This window comes from Streptomyces sp. NPDC006487 (assembly GCF_042870555.1).
Taxonomy (GTDB): domain Bacteria; phylum Actinomycetota; class Actinomycetes; order Streptomycetales; family Streptomycetaceae; genus Streptomyces.
Genome location: NZ_JBIAHN010000003.1, coordinates 159,630 through 185,265, shown reverse-complemented (window position 1 = coordinate 185,265; position 25,636 = coordinate 159,630). Strand labels below are relative to the sequence as shown.

Here is a 25,636-nt window from a genome sequence, read left to right as displayed (position 1 = left end):
GACCATGGCGCGATCACGATCCGATCGACTCAGGCCCGATGCCACCTTCTGCCGCATCATGAAGACGGAAAGTTTCATCTTGTGAGTGACACAACCCAGGACGGAACCCTTGCCACGAGCAAGCGGCCGTCCGAAGACGCCGGGCTGAGCCCCGCGGAGCTCGCCAGGAAGTACGGCCTGTCCGTCAGCGGACGGCGGCCGGGTCTGACCGCCTACGTGCGCCAGCTGTGGGAGCGCCGCCACTTCATCATCGCGTTCTCCCGGGCCAAGCTGCTGGCCCAGTACAGCCAGGCGAAGCTGGGCCAGATCTGGCAGGTGGCGACCCCGCTGCTGAACGCGCTGGTCTACTACCTGATCTTCGGGTTGATCCTGGAGGCGGGCCGGGGCATCGACAAGCACGACTACATCCCCTTCCTGGTGATCGGCGTCTTCGTCTTCACCTTCACGCAGACCTCGCTGATGGCGGGTGTCAGAGCGATCCCGGGCAACATCGGCCTGGTCCGCGCCCTGCACTTCCCGCGCGCCTCGCTGCCGATCTCCTTCTCGCTGCAGCAGCTCCAGCAGCTGATGTTCTCGATGGTCGTCGTGTTCGTGGTCACGATCGGGTTCGGCAACTACCCGTCCCTGTCGTGGCTGCTCGTGATCCCGGCGCTGATCCTCCAGTTCGGCTTCAACACCGGTCTGGCCCTGGTCTTCGCCCGGATGGGGTCCAAGACCCCCGACCTCGCGCAGCTCATGCCGTTCGTGACGCGTACGTGGATGTACGCCTCCGGCGTCATGTTCTCGATCACCACGCAGCTGGAGGGCAAGCCCGCGTGGATCGCGGACGTCCTGCAGTGGAACCCGGCCGCGATCTACATGGACCTGATCCGCTTCGCGCTCATCGACGGGTACGGCCGGGAGAACCTGCCGCCGCACGTCTGGGCCTTCGCGGTCGGCTGGGCCCTGCTGCTCGGCGTCGGCGGATTCGTGTACTTCTGGAAGGCTGAGGAGCGTTACGGCCGTGGCTGAGAACAACCAGGGGCACGTCCCCACCGTCATCGCCGACGACGTGCACATCGTCTACCGGGTCAACACCGGCAGCTCCGGCAGGGGCAGCGCCACGGCGGCGCTCAGCAAGATACTCCGCCGGCGCGGCGACGCACCGGGAGTCCGCCGGGTCCACGCCGTGCGCGGGGTCTCCTTCACGGCGTACCGGGGCGAGGCCATCGGTGTCATCGGCTCCAACGGCTCCGGCAAGTCCACCCTGCTGCGTGCCATCGCTGGTCTGCTGCCCTGCGAGTCGGGCAAGGTCTACACCGACGGCCAGCCCTCGCTGCTGGGTGTCAACGCGGCGCTGATGAACGACCTCACCGGCGAGCGCAACGTGGTCCTCGGCGGTCTCGCGATGGGCATGACCCGCGCGCAGATCCGGGAACGCTACGAGGGCATCGTCGATTTCTCGGGCATCAACGAGAAGGGGGACTTCATCTCCCTGCCGATGCGGACCTACTCCTCCGGCATGGCCGCGCGCCTGCGTTTCTCCATCGCCGCGGCGAAGGACCACGACGTCCTGATGATCGACGAGGCGCTGGCCACCGGTGACCGGAAGTTCCAGGTGCGTTCCGAGGCCCGCATCCGTGAACTGCGCAAGACGGCCGGAACCGTTTTCCTCGTGAGTCACAACAACAAGTCCATCCGCGACACCTGCGACCGGGTGCTGTGGCTGGAGCGGGGCGAACTCCTCATGGACGGTCCCACGGAGGAAGTCGTCGCCGCGTACGAGAAGGCGACCAGCTGACGGATTTCCACCGACGGCCCCCACCGCGTCCGGCGGCGGGGGCCGTCGCATGCCGTGCGGGTGCCGGGCGCACAGGGCGGCCCCCTTTTCCCGCGGTGGCGTGCGGGCGACATTGTGTGGTGGACCGAATACCCGTCGAGGCCCGGCGGCGTTGTACAGCGTAAGCTGGGCCAGGCCTCAATCGCGGGCAAGAGGGGGCGATTCCCCCATAGGTGAATAGCCCAGGACGCCCCGGGGAAAACCCGGCGGCGTGTCCGAAATAGGATGTATTGGGTTGGCAGTGTAGAACGGGAGATGTGACGGCAATGGCTACGGGAATTCTCCGGCCCCCAGGCACGACGGCCGTCCCCGCGGGCGGCGGGCGGTGACCCCGGGGCACGGCACCAGCCCCCGGCCGCACGAGCAGCCCGACGCCTCCGCCTCCTTCCCCGTCCACCCGGGCGCCACCACCCTCGGCAAGGCGCGCTCCGAGAACTTCCCCGTCGCCCCCGCCTTCCTGCCCCGCGCCTGGCGCGAGGGCCTGATGGCGGTCTACGGGTATGCCCGCCTGGTCGACGACATCGGCGACGGCGACCTCGCCCCGGGCGGACAGGACGCCGTGCTGCTCGGTCTCGACCCCGCCGCCGCGGACGACCGGCCCGCGATGCTCGACGCCCTCGAAGCCGACCTCGGACGCGTCTTCGGCGGCACCGACGGGCCTCCGCGCCACCCGCTGATGCTGGCCCTGCAGCCCGTCGTGCGCACCCACGGGCTCACTCCCGAATCGTTTCTCGGTCTCATCGAAGCCAACCGCCAGGACCAGCGGGTCGCGCGCTACGCGACGTACGGCGACCTCCTCGGCTACTGCGAGCTGTCCGCCAACCCGGTGGGCCGCCTCGTCCTCGACCTCACCGGCACCAGCACCCCCGAGCGGATCCGCCGCTCCGACGCCGTCTGCACCGCCCTGCAGATCGCCGAACACCTCCAGGACGTCGCCGAGGACCTCGCCCGGGACCGGATCTACCTCCCGGGCGAGGACATGCGCCGCTTCCACGTCACCGAGACCGACCTGAAGGCCCCGTCCGCGGGGGCGTCCGTACGCGCCCTCGTCGCCTTCGAAACCGAACGGGCGCGGGAACTCCTCGACGAAGGAACACCGCTCGTGGGCAGCGTCCACGGAAGGCTCCGGCTGCTGCTCGCGGGCTTCGTGGGAGGAGGACGCGCCGCCCTGCGAGCCGTCACCGCCGCCGGCTTCGACGTCCTTCCCGGCCCGCCCAAGGCCACCAAGAGCGGCCTGCTCCGTGAAGTGGCCACCGTCCTGCGCACAGCGCCGAGAAAGGGGTGAGCCCGACCGTGGAGGGCCCCACACACGCGTCCGCACCGGACGCGCCGACAGCGATGTCCGCACCGGCTGCAATGTCTTCACCGGTTTCCGCCGCCTACAGCTACTGCGAGGCCGTGACCGGATCGCAGGCGCGCAACTTCGCCTACGGCATCCGGCTGCTGCCCGCGGACAAGCGGCAGGCGATGTCCGCGCTGTACGCCTTCTCCCGGCGGGTCGACGACATCGGCGACGGCACGCTGCCGCCGGAGGTCAAGCTGACCCGGCTGGAGGAGACCCGCACCCTGCTCGGCCGGATCCGCGCCGAGGAGATCGACGAGGACGACACCGACCCGGTCGCGGTCGCCCTCGCGCACGCCTCGCGCCGCTTCCCGATCCCCCTCGAAGGGCTCGACGAACTCATCGACGGCGTCCTCATGGACGTCCGCGGCGAGACGTACGAGACCTGGGACGACCTCAAGGTCTACTGCCGCTGCGTGGCCGGGGCCATCGGCCGGCTCTCGCTCGGCGTGTTCGGCACCTCCGGCGGCACGGCCGGCTCCGGCGCGCACGACGCGGCACGGGCGGGCGAGTACGCCGACACCCTCGGTCTCGCCCTGCAACTCACCAACATCCTGCGGGACGTTCGCGAGGACGCGGGCAACGGCCGGACCTACCTGCCCGCCGAGGACCTCGCCAAGTTCGGCTGCTCGGACGGCTTCGGCAGCGAGCGGATGCCCAGCGGCTCCGACTTCGCCGGACTCGTCCACCACGAAGTGCGGCGCGCCCGCGCCCTGTTCGTGGAGGGCTACCGGCTGCTGCCCCTGCTCGACCGGCGCAGCGGCGCCTGCGTCGCGGCCATGGCCGGCATCTACCGGCGCCTCCTCGACCGCATCGAGCGCGAGCCGGAGGCGGTGCTCCGCGGCCGGGTCTCGCTGCCGCCGCACGAGAAGGCGTACGTGGCCGTCCGCGGCCTCTCCGGCCTGGACGCGCGGACCATCGCGCGCCAGAGCACCAGGAGGCGGCTCTGATGACGGCGGGCCGGCGAGCCGTGCCGCAGGGGCGGACGGGAGCAACCCCGCAGCGCCCGGCGGCGTCTGTGGGAGCGACAGAGGAGGACGCATGACCGCGCACCACGCCGTGGTAGTCGGCGGCGGGCTCGCCGGCGTCACCACCGCGCTGGAACTCGCCGACGCGGGCCTGCGGGTGACCCTGCTGGAGGGCCGGCCCCGCCTCGGCGGCCTGGCGTTCTCCTTCAAGCGCGGCGAGCTGACCGTCGACAACGGCCAGCACGTCTACCTGCGCTGCTGCACCGCCTACCGGTGGTTCCTCGACCGCGTCGACGGCGCCGGCCTGGCGCCCCTGCAGGACCGGCTCGACGTACCCGTGCTCGACGTCGCCCACCCCGGCGGCCCCCGGCTCGGCCGGCTGCGCCGCAGCGCCCTGCCCGTACCGCTGCACCTGGCCGGCTCGCTGGCCCGGTACCCGCACCTCTCGCTCGCCGAGCGGGCGTCCGTCGGGCGCGCCGCGCTCGCGCTGCGCCGCCTCGACCCCGCCGACCCGGCCCTCGACGGCGTGGACTTCGCGACCTGGCTCGGCCGGTACGGCCAGTCCCCGCGCACCATCGAGGCGCTGTGGGACCTCGTCGGCATCGCCACCCTCAACGCCACCGCCGGGCAGTCCTCGCTGGGCCTGGCCGCCATGGTCTTCAAGACCGGCCTGCTCTCCGAGAACGGCGCGGCCGACATCGGCTGGGCCCGCGTACCGCTCGGCGACCTGCACGACACCCTGGCCCGCAAGGCCCTGGACGCCGCCGGGGTGCGCACCGAACTGCGCACCCGGGTCACCGACATCTCCCGTACCCCGCAGGACGGTTGGCGGGTGACCACCGAGGGCGGGTCCTTCGACGCCGGCACCGTCGTGCTGGCCGTCCCGCAGCGCGAGGCGCACGGGCTGCTGCCCGCCGGAGCGCTCGCCGACCCCGACAAGCTGCTCGACATCGGCACCGCGCCGATCCTCAACGTGCACGTCGTGTACGACCGCAAGGTGCTCAAGCAGCCCTTCTTCGCCGCTCTGGGCTCCCCGGTCCAGTGGGTCTTCGACCGCACCGACTCGTCCGGACTGCCCGACGGCGGCCAGTACCTGGCGCTGTCCCAGTCGGTCGCCCACGAGGACATCGACGAACCCGTCTCGGTCCTGCGCGCCAAGTACCTGCCCGAGCTGGAACGGCTGCTGCCCGCCGCGCGCGGAGCCAAGGTGCGCGACTTCTTCGTCACCCGGGAGCGCACCGCGACCTTCGCCCCCACTCCCGGCGTCGGACGGCTGCGGCCCGGACCCCGGACCGACACGCCGGGGCTCTTCCTCGCCGGTGCGTGGACCGCGACGGGTTGGCCCGCGACCATGGAGAGCGCCGTCCGCAGCGGACTGAGCGCGGCCCATGCCGCGCTCGTCCCGCTGGGCCGCCACCGCGAACACCCCTTGCAGGAGGCGGTATGACCACCACCGGCACCGTCGGCGCCACCGGTACCGGCACGACCGGCACCACCGCATCACGCACCGCAGTACGTACAGGAACCAGAGGAGAGCCAGTGAACCCGGGGAATCCGGCCGTCGAGAACACGGACGCCAGTGCGGGCCCGGCCGGCGGGGAGAAGGCGGACACGCTCGCCCTCCTCGAACGAGGCCGTACGCTCTCGACGCCCGTGCTCCGCGCCGCCGTGGACCGGCTCGCCGCGCCCATGGACACCGTCGCCGCCTACCACTTCGGCTGGATCGACGCCCACGGCAACCCGGCGGACGGCGACGGCGGCAAGGCCGTCCGCCCCGCCCTCGCGCTGCTTTCGGCGGAGGCCGCCGGCGCCGCCGCCGAGGTCGGCATCCCCGGCGCCGTCGCCGTCGAGCTCGTCCACAACTTCTCGCTGCTGCACGACGACCTGATGGACGGCGACGAGCAGCGCCGCCACCGCGACACGGTGTGGAAGGTCCACGGACCCGCCCTCGCGATCCTGGTCGGCGACGCGCTGTTCGCCCTGGCCAACGAGGTGCTCCTGGAGCTCGGCACGGTCGAGGCCGGCCGCGCGGCGCGCCGCCTGACCACGGCGAGCCGCAAGCTCATCGACGGACAGGCCCAGGACATCTCCTACGAGCACCGCGAGAGCGTCACCGTCGAAGAGTGCCTGGAGATGGAGGGCAACAAGACCGGTGCCCTGCTCGCCTGCGCGGTCTCCATCGGCGCCGTGCTCGGCGGCGCGGACGACCGTACGGCCGACAAGCTGGAGGAATACGGCTACCACCTCGGCCTCGCCTTCCAGGCCGTCGACGACCTCCTGGGCATCTGGGGCGACCCGGAGTCCACCGGCAAGCAGACCTGGAGCGACCTGCGCCAGCGCAAGAAGTCGCTGCCCGTCGTCGCCGCCCTCGCCGCCGGCGGACCGGCCAGTGAGGAACTCACCGAGCTGCTCGCCGCCGATGCCAAGAGCAACGACTTCGAGAACTTCTCCGAGGAGGAGTTCGCGGCCCGCGCCGCTCTCATCGAGGCCGCCGGCGGCCGCCGGTGGACCGCCGACGAGGCGCGCCGCCAGTACGAGATTGCCATCAAGGCCCTCGACGACGTGGACATGGACCAGCGCGTGCGCGACCAGCTCGTGGCGCTCGCCGACTTCGTCGTCGTGCGCAAGAGGTGATCGCCACCCGTACGCGCATATGAATCGCGAGTCGCCGGCCGGTACTTCCTGCCAGTAGTACCGGCCGACGGCGGCCCCCAGTACAGCGGATGACAGCAGAGGACACTGCACGCAAAGGGGAAGCCATGACTGCGACGACCGACGGCGGCGCCAGTGCCTGCGGCGCCGACCCGAACGAACCCGTTCCCGGGCCCGGAGCCGGGCCGCCGGGCCCGGCTCCCGGAGCCGGCCCTGCTCCGGGAGCCGGACCGGACCCCGGCCCCGCCGGGGTGCGCGGGGTCCGTGAGGCCACCGAGCGGGCGGTCCGGGACCTGCTCGGGCGGCAGGACCCGGCCGGCTGGTGGAAGGGCGACCTGGAGACCAACGTCACCATGGACGCCGAGGACTTGTTGCTGCGCCAGTTCCTCGGCATCAGGGACGAGGCCACCACCCGGGCCGCGGCCCTGTTCATCCGCGGAGAGCAACAGGACGACGGCACCTGGGCCACCTTCCACGGCGGCCCCTGCGACCTCTCCGCCACCATCGAGGCCTACGTGGCCCTGCGCCTCGCCGGAGACGCGCCCGACGCCCCGCACATGGCCCGCGCCTCGGCGTGGATCCGGGCCCACGGGGGAGTCGCGGGAGCCCGCGTGTTCACCCGCATCTGGCTGGCGCTGTTCGGCTGGTGGAGCTGGGACCACCTGCCCGAACTCCCGCCCGAACTGCTGTTCCTGCCGCCCTGGGTGCCGCTGAACATCTACGACTTCGGCTGCTGGGCCCGGCAGACGATCGTCCCGCTCACCGTGGTCTCCGCCCTGCGCCCGGTCCGCCCGGCCCCCTTCGCCCTGGACGAACTGCACACCGACGCGCGGACGCCGTACCCCGTCAAGAAGCTCGCTCCGCTGACCAGTTGGGGCGGCGCCTTCCAGCGCATGGACAAGGCCCTGCACGTCTACCGCCGGTTCGCCCCGCGCCGGCTGCGCGCGGCGGCCATGGCGAGCGCCGGCCGCTGGATCGTGGAACGGCAGGAGAACGACGGCTGCTGGGGCGGCATCCAGCCGCCCGCCGTGTACTCCGTCATCGCCCTGCACCTGCTCGGCTACGACCTCCGGCACCCGGTGATGCGCGCCGGACTGGAGTCACTGGACCGCTTCGCCGTCTGGCGCGCGGACGGCGCCCGCATGATCGAGGCCTGCCAGTCCCCGGTCTGGGACACCTGCCTCGCGGCCATCGCCCTGGCCGACGCGGGGCTGCGTCCCGACCACCCGGCCCTGGTCAAGGCCGCCGACTGGATGCTCGGCGAGGAGATCGTGCGCAGCGGGGACTGGGCCGTGCGCCGGCCCGGACTGGCCCCGGGCGGCTGGGCGTTCGAGTTCCACAACGACAACTACCCCGATATCGACGACACCGCCGAGGTCGTCCTCGCCCTGCGCCGGATCAAGCACCCCGACGCGGCACGGCTGGAGGGGGCCATCGCCCGGGGAGTGTCCTGGAACCTCGGCATGCAGTCGAAGAACGGCGCCTGGGGCGCCTTCGACGCCGACAACACCAGCCCCTTCCCCAACAAGCTGCCCTTCTGCGACTTCGGCGAGGTCATCGACCCGCCCTCGGCCGACGTCACCGCCCACGTGGTGGAGATGCTCGCCGTCGAGGGCCGTGCGGGCGACGCGCGGACCCGGCGCGGCATCGCCTGGCTCCTCGCCGAACAGGACCCGAACGGCGGCTGGTTCGGCCGCTGGGGCACCAACTACGTCTACGGGACCGGGTCCGTGATCCCGGCCCTGACCGCCGCAGGCTTCTCCTCCTCGCACCCCGCGATCCGGCGGGCCGTGCACTGGCTGGAATCCGTACAGAACGAGGACGGTGGATGGGGCGAGGACCAGCGCTCCTACCAGGATCCGTCCTGGGCGGGGAAGGGCGCCTCGACCGCCTCGCAGACGGCGTGGGCGCTGATGGCCCTGCTGTCGGCCGGGGAGCGCGACGCGCCCGCCGTGGAACGGGGGATCGACTACCTCGTCTCCACCCAGCGCTCCGACGGAACCTGGGACGAGCCGTACTTCACCGGCACCGGCTTCCCCTGGGACTTCTCCATCAACTACCACCTGTACCGCCAGGTCTTCCCGCTCACCGCGCTCGGCCGCTACCTGCACGGAGAACCGTTCGGCCCGGGCGGGCGGTACGCGGATCCCGCAGCCCTCCCGCACGCGGCCCCGTCCCCCGGGGAGGCCTGATGGCCGGCCCCGCCGCCGAGGCGACCCCGCCGCCGCTGCTGATCGCCTGCGCACTGCGCATCGAACGGACCGCCCTGCGCAGCGCCCCGTACCGGGGCGGCCGGGAACGGGGCGCGCCCGAGCGGTACGAGGTCCTGCGCACCGGCATGGGCCCGCGCGCGGCCGAGCGCGCCGTGGGCCGGAAGCTGGCCGAGCCGGAGCTGCACGGCGCCGCCGTGCTCGCCACCGGATTCTGCGCCGGGCTGCTGCCCGGCATGAGCCCCGGCGACCTGATCGTCGCCGAGGAGACCCGGGACCCGCGCGGCACGGTCGCCTGCGCCGGTACCGCCCTGCTCGCCGAGGCGCTGGCCCGGGCCGTACCCGGCCGGACCGTACACCTCGGTGCACTGACCGGATCCGACCACGTCGTCCGGGGCCAGGAGCGCGCGCAGCTGCGCGCCGGCGGCGCCATCGGGGTCGACATGGAATCGGCCGCCACCCTGTGGACCGCGACCCGGGGCGGGAGCGCCCCGGGAGCCCGGGACCGTCCGGTTGCGGCCGTCCGGGTGATCGTGGACGCTCCGGAGCATGAGCTCGTCCGTATCGGCACCGTTCGCGGGGGAATATCGGCCTTTCGCGTACTGCGTGCCGTACTGCCCGCGTTTTATGAATGGCACCGTTCTTTGCTGCTCCCCAGGAGGTGAGCCAGATGGCCATGCCACTGCGACAGACCATCAGGGTCGGGACGTACCTGCTCGAACAGAAGCTCCGCAAGCGTGAGAAGTTCCCGCTGATCGTCGAGCTGGAACCGCTGTACGCCTGCAACCTGGCCTGCGAGGGGTGCGGGAAGATCCAGCACCCGGCCGGGGTGCTCAAGCAGCGCATGCCCGTGGCCCAGGCGGTGGGCGCCGTGCTGGAATCGGGCGCGCCGATGGTGTCCATCGCGGGCGGCGAGCCCTTGATGCACCCGCAGATCGACGAGATCGTGCGCCAGTTGGTGGCGAAGCGGAAGTACGTATTCCTCTGCACCAACGCGATGCTGCTCCGCAAGAAGATCGAGAAGTTCACGCCCTCCCCGTACTTCGCCTTCGCCGTGCACATCGACGGTCTGCGCGAGCGCCACGACGAGTCGGTGGCGAAGGAAGGCGTCTTCGACGAGGCGGTCGAGGCCATCAAGGAGGCGAAGAAGCGCGGATTCCGGGTGACGACCAACTCCACCTTCTTCAACACCGACACCCCGCAGACCATCATCGAGGTCCTGAACTACCTCAATGACGATCTCCAGGTGGACGAGATGATGATCTCGCCGGCCTACGCCTACGAAAAGGCACCCGACCAGGAGCACTTCCTCGGCGTCGAACAGACCCGCGAACTCTTCAAGAAGGCCTTCGCGGGCGGCAACCGGCGGCGCTGGCGGCTCAACCACTCCCCGCTCTTCCTGGACTTCCTGGAAGGCAAAGCCGATTTCCCCTGCACCGCCTGGGCCATTCCGAATTACTCGCTCTTCGGGTGGCAGCGCCCCTGCTATCTGATGAGCGACGGGTACGTGCCCACGTACCGGGAACTGATCGAGGAAACCGACTGGAGCAAGTACGGCCGAGGGAAGGACCCGCGCTGCGCGAACTGCATGGCGCACTGCGGGTACGAGCCCACGGCCGTCCTGGCCACCATGGGGTCGCTGAAGGAGTCGCTGCGGGCGGTCCGCGAGACCGTGGGGGGCGGGAACCGGGACAAGTCGGCATGACCGGCTTCGATCTCGGCGCCCTGCTGGCCGAGAGGGGTGGCGAGCGGTACGAACTGCACGCCCGCCACCTCAACCACCAGCTGCCCCGGATGCTGCACACCATCGGCTTCGACAAGGTCTACGAGCGGGCCGAAGGAGCCCACTTCTGGGACGCCGAGGGCAACGACTACCTCGACATGCTGGCCGGCTTCGGAGTGATGGGCCTGGGCCGCCACCATCCGGTGGTCAGACAAGCCCTGCACGACGTGCTGGACGCTCAGCTCGCCGACCTGACCCGCTTCGACTGCCAGCCGCTGCCCGGGCTGCTGGCCGAGAAGCTGCTCTCCCACAGTCCGCACCTGGACCGGGTCTTCTTCGGCAACAGCGGCACCGAGGCGGTGGAGACCGCCCTGAAGTTCGCCCGGTACGCCACCGGGCGCCCCAGAGTCCTCTACTGCGACCACGCCTTCCACGGGCTCACCACGGGCTCGCTCTCGGTCAACGGCGAGGCCGGCTTCCGCGACGGGTTCGCGCCGCTGCTGCCGGACACCAAGGTCGCCCTCGGGGACTTGGCCGCGCTGGAGCGGGAGCTGAAGAAGGGCGACGTCGCGGCCTTCGTGGTCGAGCCGATCCAGGGCAAGGGGGTGCTCGCCGCCCCGCCCGGGTTCCTGCTCGCCGCGCAGGAGCTGCTGCACCGGCGGGGAGCACTGCTGATCGCGGACGAGGTGCAGACCGGCCTCGGGCGGACCGGCGACTTCTACGCCTACCAGCACGAGGCCGGAGTCGAACCGGACCTGGTCTGCGTGGCCAAGGCGCTCTCCGGCGGCTACGTGCCCGTCGGTGCGACCCTGGGCAAGGACTGGATCTTCAAGAAGGTCTACTCCTCCATGGACCGGGTGCTCGTCCACTCCGCCAGCTTCGGCTCCAACGCGCAGGCGATGGCGGCCGGGCTCGCCGTCCTGTCCGTCATGGAGGACGAGCAGGTGGTGGCGGGCGCCCGCGCGATGGGCGACCTGCTGCGCGGCCGGCTCGCCGCGCTCGTGGACGAGTACGAACTGCTCCACGAGGTACGGGGGCGCGGGCTGATGATCGGCATCGAATTCGGCCGGCCGTCCTCGCTGGGGCTGCGGAGCCGCTGGAGCATGCTGCAGGCGGCGCGCAAGGGCCTGTTCGCGCAGATGGTGGTGGTACCGCTGCTGCAGAAGCACCGGATCCTCACGCAGGTCTCCGGCGACCACCTGGAGGTGATCAAGCTGATCCCGCCCCTGATCGTGAACGAGGCGGACGTCGACCGGTTCGTCGGCGCCTTCCGCGCGGTCATGGACGAGGCCCACGGAGGCGGCGCGCTGATGTGGGACTTCGGCCGGACACTGGTGAGGCAGGCCGTCGCGAACCGCTGACGGCCCACCTCGTGGGGCGTCAGTCCAGCAGCCGGCCCCGGAGCCTGTCGAGGGTCTCGGGCGTGAGCCCGAGGCCCTCGGCGAGGTAGCGCTCCACCCCGCCCCACTCCTCGTCGATGGTGTCGAAGGCCGTGGTCAGATACGGGGCGCGGGCGTCGAAGAGCGGGGCGAGCAGCTCCATCACCTCGGGGGCGCGGGCTTCGGGGGAGTCGCTGCCCCGGCGGACCCGGTAGCGGTTGTGCGGGGCGTTCGACTCCAGGTAGTCCGCGAGGATCGCCTCCCGCTCGACGCCCAGCGCGAGCAGGGTGACGGCGATCGACAGGCCGGCCCGGTCCTTCCCGGCGGCGCAGTGCATCAGCGCCGGGACGCTGTCCTCGGCGAGCGCGTGCACGACCCGGCTGTGCTCGGCGGTACGGGTCCGGATCATCGTCCGGTACGAACGGGACATCCGCGCGGCGGCCTTGCCCTCGCCCAGGATCTCGCGGAGCTGCGCCAGGTCCCCGTCGCGGACCATCTTCCAGAACTCGCTTCCGTCGGCCGGATCCGACAGCGGAATGTTGACGTTGAGCACCCCGGGCAGTTCGACGTCCGCCCCCTCCAGCGCGTGGTCGGCGCCGTTGCGGAAGTCGAAGACGGTGTGCAGTCCGAGCGACCCGAGGAATTCCGCATCGCTTTCGGTGGCATGCGCCAGATGTCCGCTTCGGAACAGTCGTCCCGACTTGACCCTTCGCCCCTCCGTGGTCGGCAAGCCGCCCACGTCGCGGAAGTTGCGCACTCCGGTCAGTGCCGCTTCGGGCGCTGCCGGATCGGTGTGGGCGCTCTGGGGTATCTGCTGGGTCACAGGGGCTCCTCCGTGTCGTCCGTGCGGTCGTCGCCGCTCTTCGTTGCTCGCCGTCGCCCGTGTCCGAATTACGCCACTTGAGGCCAACTTGCCATAGCGAGAGGCGAGATCGGACACGTCCCCGTGAGCCAGATCATACGGTGACCGTGAGTGTCTGATCGCGAATGGCGAATTCCCCTGTCCGGACGGCTGTTGGGCGAGGGGAATGGACACAGGGTGACCGTAATTCCGTCGGTCCATCATCACTGGGAATCCATCGGGGAATTCGGGACTTGTTCCTTGCGGCCGGGCTCGATTACCTTCGCGATCGATCCGGATGGACCGCCTAATCCTGCCGCCGTCCGGAAACCGCACCCGACTATTCACGCGCGCGGCAGGAGCGGGGGAACCAGGTAAGCCGCTGTTCCGGAGCTCCTTCGGGATCTTTACAACGGGACAGCTCGGGGTGAAGCCGTGCATGTGCTGTTCACCGGTACATACACCGCCGGACATCTCCAGTCCGAACCCGACAGCTCACCTCGCAGGCGTCGGAGAGGAATTCGCCATGTCCGGAACGGGTAAGCACCGCCGTCCCAAGTCCCGCTCGATATCCCGTGGGTTCGCCGTCGCGGGCACCGGTGGCGCGGCCCTCGCGCTTCCGCTGCTCGGCGCCACCGGCGCCCATGCCGCGGGTGTCCCGGCCGCGGCGCCCGCCGCCGCTCCGGTCCAGGCTCCGCAGGCCGTGGCCTTCCGGGCCGCGGCCGCGCCCGCCGCCGTGCAGGCCGCCCCCACCGTCTACACCGTCGTGCCGGGCGACTACCTCTCCAAGATCGCCGAGCGCCAGCACCTCGCCGGTGGCTGGGAGCAGCTCTACGCGGACAACCTCGAGGCCGTCGGCACCGACCCGTCGCTGATCCACCCGGGCCTCGAGCTCACGCTCGGCGCGAAGGGCGCGGCTCCGGCCGCGGCGGCCGAGTCCGCGCCGGCCGAAACGCCGAAGCCGGCCAAGAAGTCCGCTTACTCCGCTTCTTCCGGTTCATCGGATTCCTCCGGCTCCGCTGCTTCGGATGATTCTGCCGGTTCGTCGGATTCCTCCGAAGAGGCCGTGCCCGCCGCCAAGGTGCCCGCCAAGCAGCAGGGCGGCTCCGCGCCGACCGGCTTCGTCGCCCCGGTCAGCGGCGGCCCGTCCACCGCCTACAAGACCGCCGGCTCCATGTGGTCCAGCGGCTACCACACCGGTGTCGACTTCACCGCGAGCACCGGCACCACCGTCAAGGCGGTCGGCGCCGGCACCGTGGTCTCCGCCGGCTGGGGCGGTGCGTACGGCAACGAGGTCGTGATCCGGCACGAGGACGGCAATTACAGCCAGTACGCGCACCTCTCCCAGCTCTCCGTCTCGACCGGGCAGAGCGTCAGCGCCGGGCAGACCCTGGGCCTCTCCGGTGCCACGGGCAACGTGACCGGCCCGCACCTGCACTTCGAGATCCGCACCGGTCCCTCGTACGGCTCGGACATCGACCCGCTGGCCTACCTGCGGTCCAAGGGCGTCAGCATCTGAATCCGAGGCGCTGTCGGAGGTGCCGGTTAGGCTGCCCGTTCCGACAGGGGACGGGACGGTCATGGCATGAAGGTCAGCGCCGGGGAGCTCAACCGCTCCACGCTCGCACGGCAGTTGCTGCTGGGGCGCGAGGCGATGGACGTGGGCGACGCGGTGCGCCGGGTGGTCGCCCTGCAGGCGCAGCACGCCGCCTCGCCGTACCTCGCGCTGTGGAACCGGCTCGCCGGCTTCGACCCGGCAGACCTCGACGCCGCCTTCACGGGGCGCGAGGTCGTCAAGTCGACGTTGATGCGGCTGACCCTGCACGCCGTGCACGCCGAGGACTACCCGGCCTTCCGGGAGGCCGTGCAGCCCTCCGTACGGGCCGCCCGGCTCGGGACCCGTTTCACGGACTCCGGGCTGACGGCCGCGGACGCCGACCTCCTCGTGCCGCAGCTGCTGGACTTCGCCGACCGGCCCCGTACGACGGCGGAGTGCGAGGACTGGCTCGGACAGCGGCTGGGAGTGGCGCCGCGGCCCGGAGCCTGGTGGGGGCTGCGGCAGTACGCACCGCTGCTGCACGCGCCCACCGCCGCGCCGTGGTCGTTCGGGGAGCGGCCGTCCTACGTCGCGCCCCCGTGCCGGCCGCGCACCGTACCGGCGGACCCGGAGGCGGCGGAGGAATCCCTGCGGACGCTGGTCCTGCGCTACCTGGAGGGGTTCGGGCCGGCGTCGGCGGCGGACGTGGCGCAGTTCTCCCTGGTCCAGCGGGTCAGGGTCCGCCAGGCGCTGCGGGCGCTGGAGCTCTCCGGGAGGCTCGACCGGCTGGAGGGGCCGGACGGGGAGGAGCTGTTCGACGTCCGGGGCGCACCGCGCCCGGCGCAGGACACGCCGGCGCCGCCCCGGCTGATGGCCATGTGGGACAGCGTGCTGCTCGCGTACTCCGACCGGAGCCGCATCGTCCCGCCGCAGTACCGCAAGCTCGTCGCGCGGATGAACGGCGACACCCTGGCGACCCTGCTGGTCGACGGGCACGTCGCCGGGGTGTGGCGCCCGGCCGGGCCCGGCGGCGGGATCGAGGCGACCGCCTTCCACTCCCTGCCGGAGGAGGTCTGGGAGGCGCTCGCGGGCGAGGCCCGGGCGCTGACGGCCTTCCTGGCCGACCGCGAACCGGAGGTCTACCGGCGGTACGGCCACTGGTGGAGCAAACTGCCGAGCGCCGAGACCCGGTTGCTCGTCTGAGCCGTGGGGCCGGGACCGGAGGGGGGTCCCGGTCCCACCTTTCTTATTCCCCGCACGGGGGGTGGTGAAGATCACGGTCCGTAAGGCCCTGGCTACGGTCGCGTAGGTCATGATCCGCGGTGAAGTATGGGGTCCCGTGGCAGCGACGACGACATCCAAGACCAAGACCATTGGCTCGTACGCGGCGCTCGGGGACAGTTTCACCGAGGGCGTGGGGGACCCGGGACCGGGGGGCACCTTCCTCGGCTGGGCGGACCGGCTGGCCGTCCTCCTGGCCGACCGGCGCGAGGAGCGACACGAAGAATCAGGGGCGTCCGGCGGGGCGGGCGCGTCCGGCGCGTCGGGTGACCCCGGCGAGTACGCCGGTTCCGGCGGGTTCCGCTACGCGAACCTGGCCGTACGGGGCCGGCTGCTGGACCAGATCGTGGCCGAGCAGGTCCCCCGGGCCAAGGAGCTCGCACCCGACCTGGTGACCTTCTGCGCGGGCGGCAACGACATCATCCGGCCCGGCAGCGATCCGGACGACGTCGCCGAACGGTACGAGGCGGCCGTGCGCGACCTCGCCGGATCCGTAGGCCTGGTCGTGATCACCACCGGCTTCGACACCCGGGACGTGCCGGTCCTCAAGCACATGCGGGGCAAGATCGCGACGTTCAGCGCGCACGTCCGGTCGATCGCCGACCGGTACGAGTGCCCCGTACTCGACCTCTGGTCGCTGAAATCGGTACAGGACCGGCGGGCCTGGGACGACGACCGGCTGCACCTCTCGCCCGAGGGACACACCCGGGTGGCCCTGCGCGCCGCCCAGGTGCTCGGCCTCGACACGCCGGCCGACCCGGACCAGCCCTGGCCGCCGATGCGCCCGCGCGGATCGGTGGACACCACCCGCGACAACATCCACTGGGCGCGCGAGCACCTGGTGCCCTGGATCGGCCGACGGCTGCGCGGGGAGTCCTCCGGAGACCACATGGAGGCGAAGCGGCCGGACCTGCTGCCGCTGTAGAAGGGGTGCGGGGGCGGGCCGGGAGGGGGCCCCGGGCGCGTTCGGATCCGGGTAACGGAATCCTTGGGGAGTGTCGCGCGTTGGGATGGTGGTAACCATGAGAACGCCCTGCCCGCACCCCCCACACTGGAGGCGCCTTGACCGGCTCCCGTCCCTTGCGTCCACGGCTGCGTGCACTGCGGCCCGAAGCCTTCGGCGCGGACCCGTCCGGTGCCCGGCTGGAGCGGATCCGGCGTTCGCCGAACTTCGCCGACGGAGTCTTCCAGAACCCGGTCGGGACCCGGACCAGACCCTCCGGGTCCATGGCGGAGTTCGCCAAGATCTACTTCCACAAGGAGCAGCGGCTCCGGCGTAGCCCCGGCGCCCCCATCCCGGTCTACCCGACGACCCTCGCGGAGCTGTCGAAGCCCGCGGCCAGCGGCCTGCGGCTGACCTGGATGGGCCATTCCAGCGTGCTCGCCGAAATCGACGGGCGCCGGGTCCTCTTCGACCCGGTGTGGGGCGAGCGGTGCTCCCCCTTCCCCTTCGCCGGGCCCAAGCGGCTGCACCCCGTACCGGTGCCGCTGGCCTCGCTGGGCGAGGTGGACGTGGTGGTGATCTCGCACGACCACTACGACCACCTCGACCTGCCGACGATCAAGGCCCTGGCCGGTACGGACACGGTCTTCGCCGTCCCGCTGGGGGTCGGCGCGCACCTGGAGCGCTGGGGAGTCCCGGCCGACCGGCTGCGCGAGCTCGACTGGAACGAGACCACCAAGGTCGCCGGACTCTCGCTCACCGCCACCCCGGCCCAGCACTTCTGCGGGCGCGGTCTGCGCAACCAGCAGTTCACCCTGTGGGCGTCCTGGGTCGTCGCGGGCGACGAGCACCGGATCTACCACAGCGGGGACACCGGCTACTTCCCCGGCTTCAAGGAGATCGGCGCGGCGCACGGGCCGTTCGACGCCACGATGATCCAGATCGGTGCGTACTCGGAGTTCTGGACCGACATCCACATGACGCCCGAGGAGGGCGTCCGCGCCCACCTCGACCTCCAGGGCGGCGCCCCGCGCGGCACGATGCTGCCGATCCACTGGGGCACCTTCAACCTGGCCCCGCACCCGTGGGACGAGCCCGGGGAGGGCACGGTGACCGCCGCGGAGGGAGCCGGGGCGGCGATCGCCCTGCCGGTGCCGGGGCAGCCCTTCGAGCCGGGCGCGGCCGATGCGCCGAGCGCACCGTGGTGGCGGCCCTTCGTCGCCGCGGGTTCGCCCCCGCCGGTCACGGCGGCCCGGCCCGCCCCGGTCGCACGGCCGGAGGCCGTGACGCGCGAGGAGCCGGAGGCGGTGGGCTCGTAGGCCCGCAGGCCGCAGGCCTGGAAGCTGAGCGGAGCGGGACCTCCCGGGTCGGGGGGTCCCGCTCCTCCGTGCTTCCGGGGGCGCCGCCGGGGGAGGGCGTGCCCCCGCTGGTGGGTAGCCGCTCCCCGGTGACCCGGTCGCAGCCGTGGGGCGGGAGAGGGACGAGGTGCGGGCGGGAGCCGCGGGAGGCGGCGCGTGCCCGCGGAGAGCCGGGGCGTACGCGCTCCCGGCGCATTCGGGCTGTCGTACGAGCGCTCCATCGGGAGCGGGAAGCACCCGGGCGAAGTTCCCCAACTGGCCGTCCTGGGGCCGAGCGTGCGGTCTAGCGTGGGTATCCGGTGATCAACACCGGATCCCGGGAAGCCCGGGGGCCGGGCCCCACATACCGAGGACGACGATGTCCGGACTCCGCGCCGCCCGCCACTCCCCGTCGAGACATGCCGTCACCGGTCCCGGTCGGCAGATACGGCCCCAGCTGATCCGCGCAGCCCTGCTGCCCACGCTCGCCGCCGGGCTCAGCGGCGCCGCCGCGGTGATCTTCGCGCTCCAGCTCGGTGGCGGCGCGGGTGCCCGCGACCCCCGGCTGTGGCCGGTCCTCAGCGGCTGCGCCCTGCTCTTCGCCGGCGCGCTCGCGGCCGCCCTGCTCGGAGCCCAGCGCGCGGCCAAGACCGTACGGGACCGCTGCGAGGCGCTGCGCCGCTCCAGCGTCCGGGGCCGCCAGGAGCTGCACATCACCGCCGACCGGCTGGAGCGCGGCGAACTGCCCGCCCGCCCGGTGCGCGGCGGACCGGCCGCGCCGTCCTTCGGTGCCGAGACGGCGGGGATCGACGAGTTCTGGCTGCTCTCGCAGGAACTGCGCGGCGCCCGCGAACAGGCCCACGCGACCCTGGTCCGCCTCGGCGGCCCCGTCACGCCCTCCGACAGCGACCGCAAGGTCGAGGTCTTCGTCAACCTCGCGCGCCGCCTCCAGTCCCTCGTGCACCGGGAGATCTCGCTGCTGGACGACCTGGAGGACACGGTCGAGGACCCGGACCTGCTCAAGGAGCTCTTCCACGTCGACCACCTCGCCACCCGGATCCGGCGCCACGCGGAGAACCTCGCGGTGCTCGGCGGGGCCGCCTCGCGCCGTCAGTGGACGCGGCCCGTCGACCTGAGCGAGGTACTGCGCTCCTCGGTCGCGGAGGTCGAGCAGTACACCCGGGTCAAGGTGGTGCCCCCCGCCGGCGGTTCCGTACGCGGCCACGCCGTCGCCGACGTCGTCCACCTGCTGGCCGAACTCGTCGAGAACGCCACCGTGTTCTCCGCCCCCGACACCGATGTCGTGGTGCGCGCGGAACGGGTCACCGCCGGGATCGCGGTCGAGGTGGAGGACCGGGGCCTCGGCATGCCGCCCGAGGAGGCGCACCGGATGAACGCCCTGCTCGGCGATCCCGACCAGATCAGCGTCCGGCAACTGCTCGCCGACGGCCGGATCGGCCTGTTCGTCGTCTCGGCGCTCGCCCGCAGGCACGGGATCGCCGTCGAGCTCAAGTCCAACATCTACGGCGGCGTGCTCGCCGTACTGGTCCTGCCCCAGGAGCTGCTGGGGGCCGAGGCGCCGAGCGCCGCCGACGCCCTGGGCGGCTCCCGGGCCACCTCCTGGGGGACCGGCGAGGGGACGGGCGCGCCACGGCTGGAGCCGGTCCGGGTGCCCCTGCCCGGGCCGGAGCCCTCCGGAGCTCCGCCGGTGGTACCGGGCCGGGATGCCGGCGTGCCGGGCAGGGTGCCCCGTACGGGGCCCGCGGGTGCGGAACCCGCGGTAGTGGACCATGCGGTCGCGGAACCGGTGATCATGAAAGCGGTGGTCCCGGAACCGGTGGTCCCGGAACCGGTGGTCCCGGAACCGGTGGTCCCGGAACCGGTGGTCCCGGAACCGGTGGTCGCGGAAGCCACGGTGATGGCGGTGGCCGCGGTGAGGGCGCCGCTCGTGCCACCGCTGTCCGTACCCGCCGCCCGGGACGGCGGGGAACGGCCGCCGCTGCCCCGCCGACGGGCCCAGGAACACCTCGCGCCCCAGTTGCGCGAAGCCCCCGTACCCCGGCCCGGCGGTGCCGAGGGCGCGGAGCGGCCCGTGCACGACCCCGGCCTGATGGCCGCCTTCCAACGGGGCTTCGGCCTCGCCCAGTCGGAGCACCAGACGTGACCCCGGCCTCTCACCCGACAGCGAAGGAGCGCACCCCCATGGGCGGCGAAGTGGCGACCACGACCAGTCGGCTCTCGGACCTGGACTGGCTGCTCAGCGGCCTGGTCCAGCGGGTCCCGTACACGCGCAGCGCGGTCCTGCTGACCGCCGACGGGCTCGTCACCTGCGTGCACGGGCTCGACGCCGACAGCGCCGACCACCTGGCGGCCCTCGCCTCCGGGCTGTACGCGCTGGGCCGCAGCGCCGGGTCCCGGTTCGCGGAGGGCGCCGAGGTGCGGCAGGTGGTGGTCGAGCTCGACACCGCGCTCGTGTTCGTCTCGGCGGCCGGATCCGGCACCTGCCTGGCCGTACTGGCCGACCGGGAGGCCGACGCGGGCGTGCTCGGCTACGAGATGGCCATGCTGGTCAAGAGCGTTCGCCCGTACCTGGCGGCCCCGCCGAGGCGGCCCGCCGCCGACGCGGAGCGATGAGGGCCGGCGCGAGGGGGGCGACGGCACCGGGGGGACCGCGCGATGCACCGTGGCTGGACGATTCGGCGGGCCGGGTCATCCGCCCGTACACCGCGAGCGGCGGGCGGACGCGACCGTCGGTCGCCCTCGACTTGCTGTCGCTGGTGACGGCGACCGGAGTGCGCCCGCGTGCGCCGCTCGGCGCCGAGCACGCCCTCGCGCTCCGCCTGTGCGCGGGTTCGGCCGCGGTCACCGTCGCCGAGGTGGCGGGGCACCTGAGGCTGCCGGCGGTGGTGGTCAAGGTCGTCCTCGGCGACTTGATGGAACACGGGGCCGTGACGGTACGGGCACCTTGTTTCCCGACCGGCGGCTCCTTCGCCGACGACGACCAGTCCCTGCTCCGGGCGGTGCTCGATGGCCTGCGCAAACGGCTCTGACCCGGCCGCCCGCGGATCCTCCGCGACCTCCGCGACCTCCGCGACCTTGAAGATCCTGGTCGCGGGCGGGTTCGGGGCGGGCAAGACCACCTTCGTCGGCGCGGTGAGCGAGATCGAGCCGCTGAGCACGGAGGAACTGCTGAGCGGGCTGAGCGAGGCAGCCGACCCGCTGGACGGGGTCGAGGCGAAGGCGACCACGACCGTGGCGCTGGACTTCGGCCGGATCACGCTGGACGAGCGGCACGTGCTCTACCTCTTCGGCACCCCCGGCCAGCAGCGCTTCTGGTTCCTCTGGGAGGAGCTGTGCGCGGGCGCCCTGGGGGCGGTGGTGCTCGCCGATACGCGCCGGCTCGCCGACAGTTTCCCCGCCGTGGACTTCTTCGAGCGGCGGGGGATCGGTTTCCTCGTCGCCGTCAACGAGTTCGACGGCGGGCACGGCTACACCGCCGGCGAGGTGCGGGACGCCATGGGGCTCGGCCCGGACGTGCCCGTCGTGCGCTGCGACGCACGCCTGCCGAGCTCCGGAACGGGGGTGCTGGCAGCCCTGGTCCACCACTTGCTCGACACGAAGTACCCGAAGCGTGCGGCGCATCCGGAGCACTCGGAGCGTCCGGAGCACGCGATGTCCATGAGGTCCGCGCGGCGCGCGGAGTGACGTGATGTGGGGGAGACACCATGACCTACTACGAATCGACCGGACACCTGCTGCTCACACCGGTGGACCGGGAGGCGCCCGCGCGCGTGCTGAGACTGCGTGAACTGGGGCTGGGGGAGCGGGTGGACGGTGAGCTGGACGCGTTCGCCCGGCGGGTCGCGGACGAGCTGGCCGCGCCGTACGCCGGTATCAACTTCATCAGCGAGGAACGCCAGTTCTTCGCCGGTCTGCACCACGCCGCCGACGCCCCGGCGAGCGGCTATCCGGCGCGGACGCTCCCCCGGGACCACGGGTACTGCCCGCACGTGGTGGTACGCCGGCGCGCGCTGGTGCTGGAGGACGTACGGGACTTCGCGCGCTTCGCGGGCAACGCCGTCGTGGACGAGAGCGGGGTGCGCTCCTACGCGGGCGCGCCGCTGACCGACCGGCGCGGGATCGTCCTGGGGACGGTGTGCGCGGTGGACGTGGTGCCGAGGCGGTGGGGGCTGGCGGGGCTCGCGACGGTGAAGGCGCTGGCGGCGGAGCTGGTGGAACTGGTGCACCACCGGGAGGACCTCGCGGCCCGCGGGTGAATGTCAGTGCCCGGGGCTACGGTCGGAGACGAGGGACGGCACCGCAGGGGACCGGAGAGGAGTCGGGGGATGGCCACGACGGCGGAGGACGCCCGGAGGATCGCACTGTCGCTCCCGGACAGCAGCGAAAAGCCGGCCTGGGGCATGCCCACTTTCAGGGTGGGCGGCGGTGCGAGCGGGAAGAGCGGGAAGATCTTCGCGGCGCTGGCCGACGACGACACGTCGATCGGGGTGAAGTGCCCCCAGGAGGAGCGCGCCGAGCTGATCGCGGCGGAGCCCGAGAAGTTCTTCATCCGGCCCGGTCACGACGACAACTACGCGTGGCTCCGGGTCCGGCTCGCGGCGGTGGAGGACACGGCGGAGCTCCGCTCGATCCTGACCGACTCCTGGCGCCAGGCGGCCCCCAAGCGCCTGGCGGCGGCCCATCCGGAACTGGACCGCCCCGGGCCGAAGGGGCCGGTCACCTCGTCATGAAGGCGGAGATCCGCGCGCGCAGCGCGGCCGGGTCGAGTCCGTGGGCCGCCGTGTGCTCCTCGATCGTGCCGTAGCGGCGCAGCTCGGCGCGGCCGACCCCGAGGCCGAGCACCCGGTGCGGCACCGCTTCGAGTGCCTGGTTCGCGGCTGCCGTGGAGGTCCCGGCCAGGTACGGCTCGACCAGCACCACCTCGGCCGGGCCGGGCCCGACGGCCGCGCGCAGTGCCGCGTCGTCGAAGGGCCGTACGGTCGGCGCGTACAGCACGCTCACCTCCGTGCCCTCGGTCGCGGCGAGGACGTTGTCGAGCAGGGGCCCGACGGCGATGACGACGCCCGCACGGCCCTCCCGTACGGTCTGGAACCCGGGGCCGGCGACGGGGCGGGCAGCCCTGTTCGACTGCGCGGAGAGCCGTACGTAGACCTTGTCGTCCCCGGCGGCGTAGGCGTGGCGCAGCAGCGCCTCGGCCTCGTCCGGGTGGCCCGGGACGTGCACGGTCCAGCCGTCCAGGGTGTCCAGCAGGGCCACGTCGCCCGGCGCCATGTGGGTGAACCCGCCGGCCGGCCAGTCGTAGCTCGCGCTCGCGCTGACGAGCACCCCGCCCGTGCCCTGGTGCCCGAAGTCGAGCTTGACCTGCTCGAAGGGCCGCTCCACGAGGAAGCTGGCGAAGGTGTGCAGCACCGGGCGCAGCCCGGTGAGGGCCAGGCCGCCGCCCACGCCGACCAGCAGCTGTTCGCGGATGCCGACGTTGATCACTCGGTCCGGGTGGCGGTCCCGGGCGGGCCGGAAGCCGTCCATGGTGATCTCGGCCAGCACGAGGGCCAGCCGGGCATCCTCGTCGAGCGCACGTGATGTGACCGAAATGAACCGTTCGCGCATGGTGTCCATGTCTCCCCCTCTTCACTGCTTCTTCTCGACCCGGGCGACCACGACGTGCGGCCGGCCCGGATGAGGTGTGGTGTACGCCATCTGCAGCGCCGCGTGATCCCGGCCGTCCACGGTGACCGACGACCAGCCGGCCGCCTCGAAACGGGAGGCGATGCCGCCCCGCCAGCCGTGGGTCGCGGAGTCGTTGTCGATCACGATCGTGTGCAAACGCTCCAGGCCGGCCGAGCCGGCGTACGCGATCGCCTCGTGGTTGCTTCCCTCGTCCAGCTCGGCGTCCCCGATCAGCACCCACACGGCCGGGTCGGTGAGCCCCTGGGCCCGCAGTCCGAGCGCGCTCCCGACGGCGAGCGGCAGCCCGTGTCCGAGTGAGCCGCTGCCGATCTCCACGCCGGGGATCAGGGTGCGGTCGGGGTGGTGTCCGAGGGGTGAGTCGTACGCGCCGAACCCGCTGAGCCAGTCGACGGGGAAGAACCCCTTGGCCGCGAGCACGGCGTAGTAGGCCATCGGCCCGTGCCCCTTCGACAGCAGGAACCGGTCCCGCTCCGGCTCCCCGGCGCTGCCGGGCCCGACCCGCAGGACCCGGTCGTAGAGCACCCACAGTGCGTCGAGCGTGGAGGTGGCGGCGGGACCGTGCTTCTCGGCCCCGGTCATGAGGGCCATGAGGCCCCCCAGGTCTTCGTAGCGGAAGCGGGTGTCCGCAGGTGCTGTCGGTGTCATGGACCGATCGTGCAACCTCAAGCGCGCTTGAGGTCAACACTCGCCCGGAAGGAAAGGTGCGCGCGACCACTGCCGGAAGTGCGGTATCGTTCTCCTGCGCGTTCAACCAGGGGAAACCCCAGGTCAACGGGCATCGGGACGTGGCGCAGCTTGGTAGCGCACTTGACTGGGGGTCAAGGGGTCGCAGGTTCAAATCCTGTCGTCCCGACTGAGCGGAAACGCAAGGTCGGAGGCCGTTCTCTCATTCACGAGAGAACGGCCTTTCGTGTGTCCGGGGCCTGTCGGCTACGCCGTGGCCTTCGCCGTGGCCTTCGTCGTCGGGTGTGCCTTGGTGAGGGTGCAGACGCCGTCCGCGCACTGGCGCTCCAGGCGGCCGCGGGAGATGGTCTGCGCCAGGCCGACCATCCAGCACGTGGGGCAGCCGCGGAAGGCGACGAGGGCCAGCGGGGCCGCCAGCAGGGTCACCGGGCCGACGGCGGGCACCAGGGCGACCGAGCCGATGATCAGCCCGAAGCCGATGGCGCCGCGCACCAGGTGGCGCGGAACGGACGTGCTGGCGAAGTTCATTTCGGGCGCCGCGGAGGGTGCGGGCTTCACGGTGTTCACCGTCGTGAGTCTCCTTCGACTGGTGGGTCGATCGATGGGTCGGTCGCTTCAAGCGAGTGGCGCAGTGCCGCGCGCGCTCGGTGCAGCCGGGATTTCATCGCGGCGGTGCTCAGGCCGAGCGCATCGGCGACGGACTTGCCGGGCAGGCCCCGGACGTCCCGCAGGATCAGGACCTGACGCTGGTCGCGGGGGAGGGTGCTGAGCGCGGCCGCGATCCGCTCGGCCTCCAGCCTGTGCAGCACGGCGTCCTCCGCGGACGGTTCCGCGGAGGACGCCGGCCGGGCCGGCGCTTCCTCGCTCCGCGAGGAGAGCAGCCGTATCTGCCGGAGGCATTCGTTGCGCACGATCCGGAACATCCACGAGGCGAGGGCGCCGGTGGCCCGCAGGGTGCCGATCTTCCGGTAGAGGATGATCAGCGCCTCCTGCGCCGCGTCCTCGGCGTCCTGCGGCGAGGCGCAGAGCGACAGGGCGAACTTGCGCACATGGGGCTGCGATTCCATGACGACGGTGGTGAGTGACGTGACGTCGCCGTCCTGAGCGGCCCTGATCAGCCGCTCGTCCGGCCAGGGGAAGCGTCGGTTCATGTGGTGCTCATTCCCGGATGGTGGCCCATGGTGTCTCGTGGTGTCCCGCGCCGTGCTCTG

General features: G+C 72.2%; 25 protein-coding genes, 1 tRNA gene and 1 riboswitch. Of the genes, 21 read left to right on the top strand and 5 right to left on the bottom strand.

The window, feature by feature from the left end:
* Positions 1 to 81: 81 nt before the first annotated feature.
* From ACFYM0_RS06030 to ACFYM0_RS05985, 10 genes are all read left to right on the top strand, one after another.
* On the top strand, positions 82 to 1,011 hold the full coding sequence (locus ACFYM0_RS06030) for an ABC transporter permease (RefSeq protein WP_388497061.1): 930 nt from the start codon (positions 82 to 84) through the stop codon (positions 1,009 to 1,011).
* Positions 1,004 to 1,780 carry an ABC transporter ATP-binding protein gene (locus tag ACFYM0_RS06025; RefSeq protein WP_388497059.1) on the top strand — a complete coding sequence of 259 codons (777 nt, stop codon included), beginning with the start codon at positions 1,004 to 1,006 and terminating at the stop codon, positions 1,778 to 1,780. The genes ACFYM0_RS06030 and ACFYM0_RS06025 overlap by 8 nt, the downstream gene beginning before the upstream one ends.
* 364 nt (positions 1,781 to 2,144) lie before the next feature.
* Complete coding sequence (hpnC, locus tag ACFYM0_RS06020) at positions 2,145 to 3,104, top strand: squalene synthase HpnC (RefSeq protein ID WP_388497056.1); 960 nt, start codon at positions 2,145 to 2,147, stop codon at positions 3,102 to 3,104.
* A 53-nt stretch (positions 3,105 to 3,157) separates the two neighbouring features.
* Entirely contained in the window at positions 3,158 to 4,111 is a 954-nt protein-coding gene (gene hpnD / locus ACFYM0_RS06015; protein WP_388497055.1) for a presqualene diphosphate synthase HpnD, read from the top strand.
* A gap of 91 nt (positions 4,112 to 4,202) precedes the next feature.
* Positions 4,203 to 5,576 (top strand): hydroxysqualene dehydroxylase HpnE, encoded by a 1,374-nt coding sequence (hpnE, locus tag ACFYM0_RS06010; protein WP_388497053.1) that lies wholly within the window; start codon positions 4,203 to 4,205, stop codon positions 5,574 to 5,576.
* Between the two features lie 92 nt (positions 5,577 to 5,668).
* Positions 5,669 to 6,763 (top strand): polyprenyl synthetase family protein, encoded by a 1,095-nt coding sequence (locus tag ACFYM0_RS06005; RefSeq protein ID WP_388497705.1) that lies wholly within the window; start codon positions 5,669 to 5,671, stop codon positions 6,761 to 6,763.
* Between the two features lie 125 nt (positions 6,764 to 6,888).
* On the top strand, positions 6,889 to 8,973 hold the full coding sequence (gene shc, locus ACFYM0_RS06000; RefSeq protein ID WP_388497050.1) for a squalene--hopene cyclase: 2,085 nt from the start codon (positions 6,889 to 6,891) through the stop codon (positions 8,971 to 8,973).
* Entirely contained in the window at positions 8,973 to 9,656 is a 684-nt protein-coding gene (locus ACFYM0_RS05995) for a 1-hydroxy-2-methyl-2-butenyl 4-diphosphate reductase (RefSeq protein WP_388497047.1), read from the top strand. Before shc ends, ACFYM0_RS05995 begins: the two co-directional genes overlap by 1 nt.
* 5 nt (positions 9,657 to 9,661) lie before the next feature.
* The gene (gene hpnH, locus ACFYM0_RS05990; protein WP_388497046.1) at positions 9,662 to 10,696 is read left to right on the top strand and encodes an adenosyl-hopene transferase HpnH; all 1,035 of its coding nucleotides are present in this window, start codon (positions 9,662 to 9,664) and stop codon (positions 10,694 to 10,696) included.
* Positions 10,693 to 12,075 (top strand): aspartate aminotransferase family protein, encoded by a 1,383-nt coding sequence (locus tag ACFYM0_RS05985; RefSeq protein WP_388497045.1) that lies wholly within the window; start codon positions 10,693 to 10,695, stop codon positions 12,073 to 12,075. Before hpnH ends, ACFYM0_RS05985 begins: the two co-directional genes overlap by 4 nt.
* A 19-nt stretch (positions 12,076 to 12,094) precedes the next feature.
* Here ACFYM0_RS05985 and ACFYM0_RS05980 read toward each other — a convergent pair whose 3' ends face one another.
* On the bottom strand, positions 12,095 to 12,916 hold the full coding sequence (locus tag ACFYM0_RS05980) for a tyrosine-protein phosphatase (RefSeq protein ID WP_388497044.1): 822 nt from the start codon (positions 12,914 to 12,916) through the stop codon (positions 12,095 to 12,097).
* A 345-nt stretch (positions 12,917 to 13,261) separates the two neighbouring features.
* Positions 13,262 to 13,456: riboswitch (cyclic di-AMP (ydaO/yuaA leader) on the top strand.
* Positions 13,457 to 13,460: 4 nt separating this feature from the next.
* Here ACFYM0_RS05980 and ACFYM0_RS05975 point away from each other — a divergent pair.
* The 10 genes from ACFYM0_RS05975 (at position 13,461) to ACFYM0_RS05930 (ending at position 22,783) form a co-directional block, all read left to right on the top strand.
* A complete protein-coding gene (locus ACFYM0_RS05975) occupies positions 13,461 to 14,453 on the top strand; it encodes a LysM peptidoglycan-binding domain-containing M23 family metallopeptidase (RefSeq protein WP_388497041.1) in 993 nt (330 codons plus the stop codon).
* A gap of 66 nt (positions 14,454 to 14,519) precedes the next feature.
* Complete coding sequence (locus tag ACFYM0_RS05970) at positions 14,520 to 15,674, top strand: winged helix DNA-binding domain-containing protein (protein WP_388497039.1); 1,155 nt, start codon at positions 14,520 to 14,522, stop codon at positions 15,672 to 15,674.
* Positions 15,675 to 15,783: 109 nt separating this feature from the next.
* Positions 15,784 to 16,677 carry an SGNH/GDSL hydrolase family protein gene (locus ACFYM0_RS05965; RefSeq protein ID WP_388497036.1) on the top strand — a complete coding sequence of 298 codons (894 nt, stop codon included), beginning with the start codon at positions 15,784 to 15,786 and terminating at the stop codon, positions 16,675 to 16,677.
* Between the two features lie 137 nt (positions 16,678 to 16,814).
* Positions 16,815 to 18,014, top strand: coding sequence for an MBL fold metallo-hydrolase (locus ACFYM0_RS05960; protein WP_388497034.1), 1,200 nt, complete (start codon positions 16,815 to 16,817; stop codon positions 18,012 to 18,014).
* 397 nt (positions 18,015 to 18,411) lie between these two features.
* Positions 18,412 to 20,196, top strand: a complete 1,785-nt coding sequence (locus tag ACFYM0_RS05955; RefSeq protein ID WP_388497032.1) for an ATP-binding protein — start codon at positions 18,412 to 18,414, stop codon at positions 20,194 to 20,196.
* A gap of 38 nt (positions 20,197 to 20,234) precedes the next feature.
* On the top strand, positions 20,235 to 20,666 hold the full coding sequence (locus ACFYM0_RS05950) for a roadblock/LC7 domain-containing protein (protein ID WP_327256177.1): 432 nt from the start codon (positions 20,235 to 20,237) through the stop codon (positions 20,664 to 20,666).
* Positions 20,663 to 21,082: a DUF742 domain-containing protein gene (locus ACFYM0_RS05945; protein ID WP_327256178.1), complete on the top strand. Its 420-nt coding sequence runs from the start codon at positions 20,663 to 20,665 to the stop codon at positions 21,080 to 21,082. Before ACFYM0_RS05950 ends, ACFYM0_RS05945 begins: the two co-directional genes overlap by 4 nt.
* Positions 21,060 to 21,737: an ATP/GTP-binding protein gene (locus ACFYM0_RS05940; protein ID WP_388497028.1), complete on the top strand. Its 678-nt coding sequence runs from the start codon at positions 21,060 to 21,062 to the stop codon at positions 21,735 to 21,737. The genes ACFYM0_RS05945 and ACFYM0_RS05940 overlap by 23 nt, the downstream gene beginning before the upstream one ends.
* A 20-nt stretch (positions 21,738 to 21,757) precedes the next feature.
* Positions 21,758 to 22,309: a GAF domain-containing protein gene (locus ACFYM0_RS05935; protein ID WP_388497026.1), complete on the top strand. Its 552-nt coding sequence runs from the start codon at positions 21,758 to 21,760 to the stop codon at positions 22,307 to 22,309.
* A gap of 69 nt (positions 22,310 to 22,378) precedes the next feature.
* Positions 22,379 to 22,783, top strand: coding sequence for an MmcQ/YjbR family DNA-binding protein (locus ACFYM0_RS05930; protein ID WP_388497023.1), 405 nt, complete (start codon positions 22,379 to 22,381; stop codon positions 22,781 to 22,783).
* Here the strand turns inward: ACFYM0_RS05930 and ACFYM0_RS05925 are convergent.
* Both ACFYM0_RS05925 and ACFYM0_RS05920 read right to left on the bottom strand, forming a co-directional pair.
* Entirely contained in the window at positions 22,770 to 23,669 is a 900-nt protein-coding gene (locus ACFYM0_RS05925) for a transketolase family protein (RefSeq protein WP_388497022.1), read from the bottom strand. The genes ACFYM0_RS05930 and ACFYM0_RS05925 overlap by 14 nt on opposite strands.
* 12 nt (positions 23,670 to 23,681) lie before the next feature.
* Positions 23,682 to 24,386 carry a transketolase gene (locus ACFYM0_RS05920; RefSeq protein WP_388497021.1) on the bottom strand — a complete coding sequence of 235 codons (705 nt, stop codon included), beginning with the start codon at positions 24,384 to 24,386 and terminating at the stop codon, positions 23,682 to 23,684.
* 134 nt (positions 24,387 to 24,520) lie between these two features.
* On the opposite strand from ACFYM0_RS05920, the gene ACFYM0_RS05915 reads away from it, so the two are divergent.
* A tRNA-Pro gene (locus tag ACFYM0_RS05915) sits at positions 24,521 to 24,594 on the top strand.
* Positions 24,595 to 24,671: 77 nt separating this feature from the next.
* On the opposite strand, the gene ACFYM0_RS05910 is transcribed toward ACFYM0_RS05915, so the two are convergent.
* Both ACFYM0_RS05910 and ACFYM0_RS05905 read right to left on the bottom strand, forming a co-directional pair.
* Positions 24,672 to 24,953 carry a hypothetical protein gene (locus ACFYM0_RS05910; RefSeq protein WP_388497703.1) on the bottom strand — a complete coding sequence of 94 codons (282 nt, stop codon included), beginning with the start codon at positions 24,951 to 24,953 and terminating at the stop codon, positions 24,672 to 24,674.
* Positions 24,954 to 24,988: 35 nt separating this feature from the next.
* On the bottom strand, positions 24,989 to 25,576 hold the full coding sequence (locus tag ACFYM0_RS05905) for an RNA polymerase sigma factor (RefSeq protein WP_388497020.1): 588 nt from the start codon (positions 25,574 to 25,576) through the stop codon (positions 24,989 to 24,991).
* Positions 25,577 to 25,636 lie beyond the last annotated feature (60 nt).